This is a genomic window from Stenotrophomonas sp. 1L-E-5-B-C3, assembly GCF_057292075.1.
The window spans coordinates 109,209-116,104 of the sequence record NZ_JBXAWS010000016.1 but is presented as its reverse complement, the minus strand read 5'-3'; the positions used below and the strand labels follow the sequence as shown (position 1 = coordinate 116,104).

The window sequence follows — 6,896 nt, the reverse complement described above, 5'->3', positions numbered from 1 at the left end:
GCCCTTCAAGGTCGTCATGTGTGCAGTGATGCGCAAGCTCATCCATCTGATTTGGGGCGTACTGAGAAGTGGCCGACCCTTTGAGCCTGACGTCGCCCTTGCCTAGGCGAGGGCGACACGGTATCTACATTGGTGCAGCTCCAACCTTGAACCGGCCATTCAGCCGGAAGTGCATCCGCAGCCAGTTGCAGCTAGATTAGCGTCATGTCCCTGGCCTCGACCCTGCTCCGTGTCGTGCTCATGCTCAGCCTGTTGCTCAACGGGCTGAACGCGGCCATGGCCAGCGGTCACGAGGAAATGGGCCGGATGGCGCATGCCATGGCCATTGCCGCCGACGGCGGTGACCCTGACTGCCACCATCACGCGGGCATGCAGGCCGACGAGGCCCCGCAGGCCAAGGCCCCCGCCCACGACGCTCATTGCCAGATCAAGGACTGCGTGCGCAGCTGTGCCCAGCACCCGCTGCTGGTAGTGCTGCCGTTGCCGGTCATGGCCGGCCCGGCATTGTCGCTGGCCCCGCAGCCGATGCCGGCCAATGGCCGCCCGGCGCCGCCGCTGCCGCCGATCTCGCGTCCTCCCATCGGCTGATTCCACACGCATCGTGCGCCCTGCGCACCGCAGCCGGCCGCCTGCCGGCGTCTTTACGTGTCTGGAGTCACCACCATGAATACCCGCATTCCCCCCGGCCCGGGCGCTGTGCCCATGCCGTCGCGCCGCCTGTTCGTACAGGGCCTCGCCGCAGGTGGCGTGGTTGCCGGCATCGCCGCTGTCGGCGTGCCGCAGCGCGCGCTTGCTGCTGCCAGTGCCGCCCCCCGCCTGGCCGGCGCCCCTGCCGTGCTCAGCGATACCCGCGTTGAACTGGCCATCGGCGAATCCCTGGCCAACTTCACCGGCCGCACCCGCCCGGCGATCACCGTCAACGGCTCGCTGCCCGCGCCGATCCTGCGCTGGCGCGAAGGCCAGACCGTGGACCTGTTCGTGCGCAATACGCTGGAACGCCACCCGACCTCGATCCACTGGCACGGCATCCTGCTGCCGGCGAACATGGATGGCGTGCCCGGCCTGAGCTTCAACGGCATCGGCCCCGGCGAGACCTACCATTACCACTTCGAGCTGAAGCAGTCGGGCACCTACTGGTACCACAGCCACTCCATGTTCCAGGAGCAGGCCGGCCTGTACGGCGCGCTGATCATCGACCCGGCCGAACCGGCGCCGTACCACCACGACCGCGAGCACGTGATCATGCTGTCCGACTGGACCGACATGGACCCGGGCGCGCTGTTCCGCCGCATGAAGAAGCTGGCGGCCTACGACAATTACTACATGCGCACGCTGCCGGACTTCCTGCGTGACGCGAAGCGCGACGGCTGGTCGGCGGCGCTGTCCGACCGTGGCATGTGGGGGCGGATGCGGATGACCCCGACCGACCTGTCCGACGTCAACGCCAACACCTATACCTACCTGATGAACGGCACCGCCCCGGCCGGCAACTGGACCGGTCTGTTCCGCAGTGGCGAGAAGTTGCTGCTGCGCTTCATCAATGGCGGGTCGATGACCTACTTCGACGTACGCATTCCTGGCTTGAAGATGACCGTGGTCGCCGCTGACGGCCAGTACATCCACCCGGTGAGTATCGATGAATTCCGCATCGCCCCGGCCGAGACCTACGACGTGCTGGTTGAACCGAGCGGCCAGGATGCCTACACGATCTTCTGCCAGGACATGGGCCGCACCGGCTACGCCGCCGGCACGCTGGCGGTTCGCCACGGCCTGCAGGCGCCGATTCCCGAGCGCGACCCACGCGTGCTGCTGACCATGGCCGACATGGGCCATGGCATGGGCGGTGGCGGTCACGACATGGCAGCGATGAAGGGCATGGAAGGTGGCTGCGGCGCCAGCATGGGCCACGGCGCGCATGGCGGCGGCGATTCCGCCAGCAAGGCACCGAAGCACCCGGCCAGCGAACGCAACAACCCACTGGTGGACATGCAGAGTTCGGCCACCGAACCGAAGCTGGACGACCCTGGCATCGGCCTGCGCGACAACGGCCGCCAGGTGCTGACCTACGGCGCAATGCGCAGCCTGTTCGAGGATCCAGATGGCCGCGAACCGAGCCGCGAGATCGAACTGCATCTGACCGGCCACATGGAGAAGTTCTCCTGGTCGTTCGATGGCATTCCCTTCGCCAGTGCCGAACCACTTCGACTGAACTACGGCGAGCGCATGCGCATCGTGCTGGTCAACGACACCATGATGCAGCACCCGATCCACCTGCATGGTGTGTGGAGTGATCTGGAAAACGCGCAGGGCGAGTTCCAGCTGCGCAAGCACACCATCGACATGCCACCGGGCACCCGCCGCAGCTACCGTGTGCGCGCCGATGCACTCGGCCGCTGGGCCTATCACTGCCATCTGCTGTACCACATGGAAGCGGGCATGATGCGCGAAGTGAGGATCGAAGAATGAGCCGCTCACTCCTTTCTCCCAGCCTGCTGGCCCTGGGCCTGGCGGCGGCGCTGCCGGTGTTCGCGCAGTCGCATGCCGGCCATGACATGGCCGCGATGAACGCGCCCGCGAAAACCGCGAAGTCGCCGGTCGAACCGGTCGATCATTCGAAGATGGATCATTCAAAGATGGATGCCGGTGCGATGGATCATGCCGGCATGGACCATTCCAAGATGGACCATGGCGCGATGCAGCCCACGTCGACGGACCAGGTCACGATGGACCATTCCAAGATGGACCACGCGGCCATGGGCCACGGTGCGCCCGCCCCCACCGAACCGCGCGAACCCATTCCGGTGCCGACCGATGCCGACCGTGCCGCCGCATTCCCGCCGATCGCCCATGGTGCGATGGAGCACGCACCGGAGATCAACAGCCTGCTGCTAATCGACCGTCTTGAACACTGGGATGGCAAGAGCAGCAACGGCCAGGCCTGGGAGGCCACCGGTTGGATCGGCGGCAACATCAACCGCCTGTGGCTGCGCACCGATGGCGAGCGTAGTCGTGGCCGCACCGAATCATCGTCGCTGGAAGCGCTGTATGGCCGCAGCGTGTCGCCCTGGTGGGACGTGCTGGTCGGCGTGCGCCAGGATTTCCGCCCCGCCGATTCACGCACCTGGGCGGCGATCGGCATCCAGGGTCTGGCGCCGTACAAGTTCGAGAGCTCAGCCACGCTGTACATGGGCTCCGGTGGCCAGGTACTGGCCAAGGCCGAGGTCGAGTACGACGTGCTGCTGACCAACCGCCTGATCCTGCAGCCGCTGCTGGAAGCCACCGTCGCGGCCAAGGACGAGAAGGAGTACGGCATCGGCCGTGGCCTGAACAAGGTCGAAGCCGGGCTGCGCCTGCGCTATGAGTTCAGCCGCCGCTTCGCGCCCTACATCGGCATCAGCCACGAACGCACGTTTGGCGACACCGCCGACTACGCCGGTGACCACGCGCGCGACACGCGCTGGGTGGCCGGCGTGCGCATGTGGTTCTGAGCAGCGTTACGTGAGCAGTGGCCGGCCCCGGCAGCCGCCGGGGCCGGCTACACTGCGCCACGTTCCAATGCAGGCACCGCCATGTCGTTGCAGATCCGCCGCGCCACCCTTGCCGACGTCGACGCGCTGTCGGCGATCGCCATCGCCACCTACACCGAGACCTGGGGCGATTCGTATCCGACGCAGGACCTGCACGATTTCCTGCAGGATCACTACAGCGGCGAACCGCAGCGCATCGAACTGTCCGACCCACGCAGTGCCATCTGGCTGCTGATGGACGATGATGCCGTGGTCGGCTATCTGGCCGCCGGTGCCAACACCCTGCCGCATGCGGATGCGCGCGAGGGCGACATCGAACTGAAGCGGTTCTACATCCTGGCCGCACACCAGAACGGCGGCCATGGCGCGCGCATGATGGACGCGTTCATGGCCTGGCTGGACCAGCCACACCGCCGCACCCTGTGGGTGGGCGTGTGGGAGGAGAATTTCGGCGCGCAGCGCTTCTACTCGCGTTATGGCTGCAGCAAGGTTGGCGAGTACGACTTCATCGTCGGCGACAGCCGCGACCGTGAATTCATCCTGCGCCGCCCGTGATCACGCGCCTTTTGTGGAGTCGAGCGCAGCTCGACTCCACAAGTTAGAAATCGAACAGCTCGGAGAGGAAGCTCTCCTTCTTCTTTTTCTTGTAACCGTGGCCGTGCTGTTGGCCGCGATTGTCCTCGTAGCGCTGGCCCAAGTGGCGGGTATCACGGTGCATCACCGGCGGCGGAGAGGATGCCGGATGCTGCTGCACAGGCGCGGGCGGCGGCACGGCCGCACCGGCACCGGCGCGCTCGATGATCTTGTCCAGTTCACCACGATCCAGCCACACGCCTCGGCAGCCGGGGCAGTAGTCGATCTCGATGCCATGGCGCTCGGCCATCTGCAGGGTCTGGGTCTTGCACACGGGGCACAGCATCGGCATTGCTCCTGTCGGTCTGACCTCGACTGTACCTGCGCGGTGATGACTGTGCGGCAACGCATGACCGATGGCACAGGGACTTCCGACGCGTGCCGGTATTGCCGAAGGGCCCGACACTGCAGGCTTGTTCCGCAGGGAGTGCGTACATGACAATTCTGTCCCGCTTGCCCTCCGCCACACGCCTGTTGCTGGTCCTGCTGGGCGTTGGCCTAGGCCTGAACCTGCGCGATATCGCCGCAGCCGCGGGCACTCCGATTCCTGCCCTGCCCATGCCCTACGGCGGCAGCCTGCTGGACAACGCACTGGCAGTGCTGGTGGCGCTGCTGCTGGCCGCGCTGCTGCGGCCCCGTGGCATGGGCCTGCTGGCCAGCCTCGGCCTGCGTGGAAACGGCTGGCGCGGTCCGATGTGGGTGCTGCTGGCCAGCCTCCCCTGCTGGCTGGGACTGGCGCTGCTCGGTACTCCGAACACGGCGCTGACCGCGCTGGACGCCACAATGCTGGCCGTACTGTTCCCGCTGGCCGAGGAAGTGCTGTTCCGCGGCCTCGGCTTCGTGCTGCTGGTGAAGCTCGTGCGCGGCCCGTGGCCGCTGCTCGCGCTGCCGCAGGCGCTGCTGTTCGGCATGGTGCACTGGCTGGGCTTCGGTGGGTTCGACGGTGGCGGCATCGCGCTGTTCATCGGTGCGATCATCGCATTCGGCGGCTTCATCTTCGCCTGGCTCGACCGCCTCGACGGTGACACCCTGTGGTGCGGCCTGGTGCTGCACGTTTCGATGAACCTGGCCTGGAACGTGTTCAGTCTGGATGACGCTGTTGCGCTGGGCTGGCAGGCCACCAGCCTGCGCATCGGCACGACCCTGCTGGCGGTTGCGGTACTGGCCTGGCACGTGCGCCGCCAGCGCCGCAACCGGGTGTAACGCCCACTTAGCTTGCCGTGCACGCCGGGATCACCCCCGGCTTGCGCATACTTGCGCGCCTTCCGCTCCCCCTGTTGTCCGGAGTTGCCGCGTCATGTTGCTGTCCAAGCGTTTTGTGGAACCGCGCGTCCTGCTGATCGAGGACGCCGAGGAAACCCAGGAACTCAGTCGTCTCGCCCTGGAAAGCCAGGCCTGCCAGGTCACCGCTGTCAGCAGCGCCGAGGCCGCACTGGGCCTGCTCAACGCCGGCGAACCGTTCGACCTGCTGTTCACCGACGTCTGCCTGGGCGGCATCAGCGGCATCGAAACCGCCAACCGCGTGCGCGAGCACCTGCCGCAGCTGCCGATCCTGGTCACCTCCGGCATGGACCAGCACCGCGTGCTGCCGCAGCTGCGCGCCGGCATCCACTTCCTGCCCAAGCCGTACAGCATGAGCGAACTGCTCGATGCCATCCGCCTGTGTTTCCGCCATGCGGCGGATGCCACGTTGATGCCGCCGCCGCAGGCCAGCGCGGCCTGAGGCAATCATCCACGCATGGCGTGGATGCGACCGGCCATCAATCGCCGGTGTACGGCCCATCGCCCGGCATCACCTCCAGCAGTGCACGAGTGATCACCCGCGGGTAGACCGTGAGATGGTCCTCGCCGTCAATCACCACGTTGTCCACCTGCAGCTTGCGGCCACTGCGCTGCAACTGGGTGGTGAAGTCCGCGGTCTGCCGCAGCATGTCGTTGCCGGTTGAATAGCGCGGCCCTGGCTTGTCCGTCTCGTAGCTTCCTACCGACAGCAGCACGCGCGTAGGCTGCGAGGGAATCACGGCGGCATCCTGCATGCGCGGCAGCAGAAGCTGGTCGAACCACAACGAAGGACTGGACAGGATGTAGGTACTGAACAGGTCCGGCTGGGTGGTCAGCACGTAGGTACCGAACAGCGCGCCATAGGAATGACCGGCGAACACGCGCCGGGCCGGATCGGTGCGGTAGCGCGCATCGATCATCGGCAGCACCTGTGCGGCCAGGAAATCGCGGTAGTGTGCGGCGCCGCCGTAGGTGACGTCATCGCTGTAATAGCCCTCGGCGGTACGCGCCGGATTGCTGGGCGTGTAGTCGCGCGAGCGACTCTGCTTCGAGGTCAGGCCTTCCTGTGGAGGCAGCCCAACCAGGATGAAATTCTCGATGTTGACGCCCTGCTGCCCCACCAGATTGCGCACGCTGCGCACCAGCGGGAAGCTGTACAGCGCATCGGTCACGTACAGCACCGGGTAGTGCTTCTCAGGGTGCGCGGCATAGTCGGCCGGCAGCGCCACCCATATCGGGTAATCGCGGCCCACAGGATCGTGCACGCGCAATGCTTCGGTATCCGGCAGCACCACGCCCGGCGCAGCGGTGGCCGCGCTTTCCTTCGCTTCATTCTGCGTTGCCGGTGGCGCCACCGACATCGCGCAGCCACTCACGGCCAGGCAGGCCGCCACACTCCATCCACGCACACGCTGCATCCGCGCTCTCCCGTTGCGGGCGGCGCACCCGGGTGGC

The 6,896-nt window shown here is 66.5% G+C and carries 8 protein-coding genes and 1 pseudogene; 7 read left to right on the top strand and 2 right to left on the bottom strand.

Features of this window, described 5'->3' with window-relative positions:
* From AC0Z6F_RS18260 to AC0Z6F_RS18240, 5 genes and pseudogenes are all read left to right on the top strand, one after another.
* Positions 1-106, top strand: a pseudogene (locus AC0Z6F_RS18260) (IS110-like element ISStma4 family transposase); the annotation flags it as partial.
* A 98-nt stretch (positions 107-204) separates the two neighbouring features.
* The gene (locus tag AC0Z6F_RS18255) at positions 205-588 is read left to right on the top strand and encodes a CopL family metal-binding regulatory protein (protein WP_100469354.1); all 384 of its coding nucleotides are present in this window, start codon (positions 205-207) and stop codon (positions 586-588) included.
* Between the two features lie 75 nt (positions 589-663).
* Entirely contained in the window at positions 664-2,466 is a 1,803-nt protein-coding gene (locus AC0Z6F_RS18250; protein ID WP_485617001.1) for a copper resistance system multicopper oxidase, read from the top strand.
* Complete coding sequence (locus AC0Z6F_RS18245; protein WP_006385663.1) at positions 2,463-3,488, top strand: copper resistance protein B; 1,026 nt, start codon at positions 2,463-2,465, stop codon at positions 3,486-3,488. The genes AC0Z6F_RS18250 and AC0Z6F_RS18245 overlap by 4 nt, the downstream gene beginning before the upstream one ends.
* A gap of 81 nt (positions 3,489-3,569) precedes the next feature.
* Positions 3,570-4,082 (top strand): GNAT family N-acetyltransferase, encoded by a 513-nt coding sequence (locus tag AC0Z6F_RS18240; RefSeq protein WP_100435130.1) that lies wholly within the window; start codon positions 3,570-3,572, stop codon positions 4,080-4,082.
* A 43-nt stretch (positions 4,083-4,125) separates the two neighbouring features.
* On the opposite strand, the gene AC0Z6F_RS18235 is transcribed toward AC0Z6F_RS18240, so the two are convergent.
* Positions 4,126-4,446, bottom strand: a complete 321-nt coding sequence (locus AC0Z6F_RS18235; RefSeq protein WP_006385814.1) for a TFIIB-type zinc ribbon-containing protein — start codon at positions 4,444-4,446, stop codon at positions 4,126-4,128.
* 149 nt (positions 4,447-4,595) lie between these two features.
* Between AC0Z6F_RS18235 and AC0Z6F_RS18230 the strand changes: the two genes are divergently transcribed.
* Positions 4,596-5,363: a CPBP family glutamic-type intramembrane protease gene (locus tag AC0Z6F_RS18230; protein WP_485616999.1), complete on the top strand. Its 768-nt coding sequence runs from the start codon at positions 4,596-4,598 to the stop codon at positions 5,361-5,363.
* A gap of 94 nt (positions 5,364-5,457) precedes the next feature.
* Positions 5,458-5,883, top strand: coding sequence for a response regulator (locus AC0Z6F_RS18225; RefSeq protein WP_006385818.1), 426 nt, complete (start codon positions 5,458-5,460; stop codon positions 5,881-5,883).
* Positions 5,884-5,920: 37 nt separating this feature from the next.
* Here the strand turns inward: AC0Z6F_RS18225 and AC0Z6F_RS18220 are convergent, their stop codons facing one another.
* Positions 5,921-6,859 (bottom strand): alpha/beta hydrolase, encoded by a 939-nt coding sequence (locus AC0Z6F_RS18220; RefSeq protein ID WP_485616998.1) that lies wholly within the window; start codon positions 6,857-6,859, stop codon positions 5,921-5,923.
* Positions 6,860-6,896 lie beyond the last annotated feature (37 nt).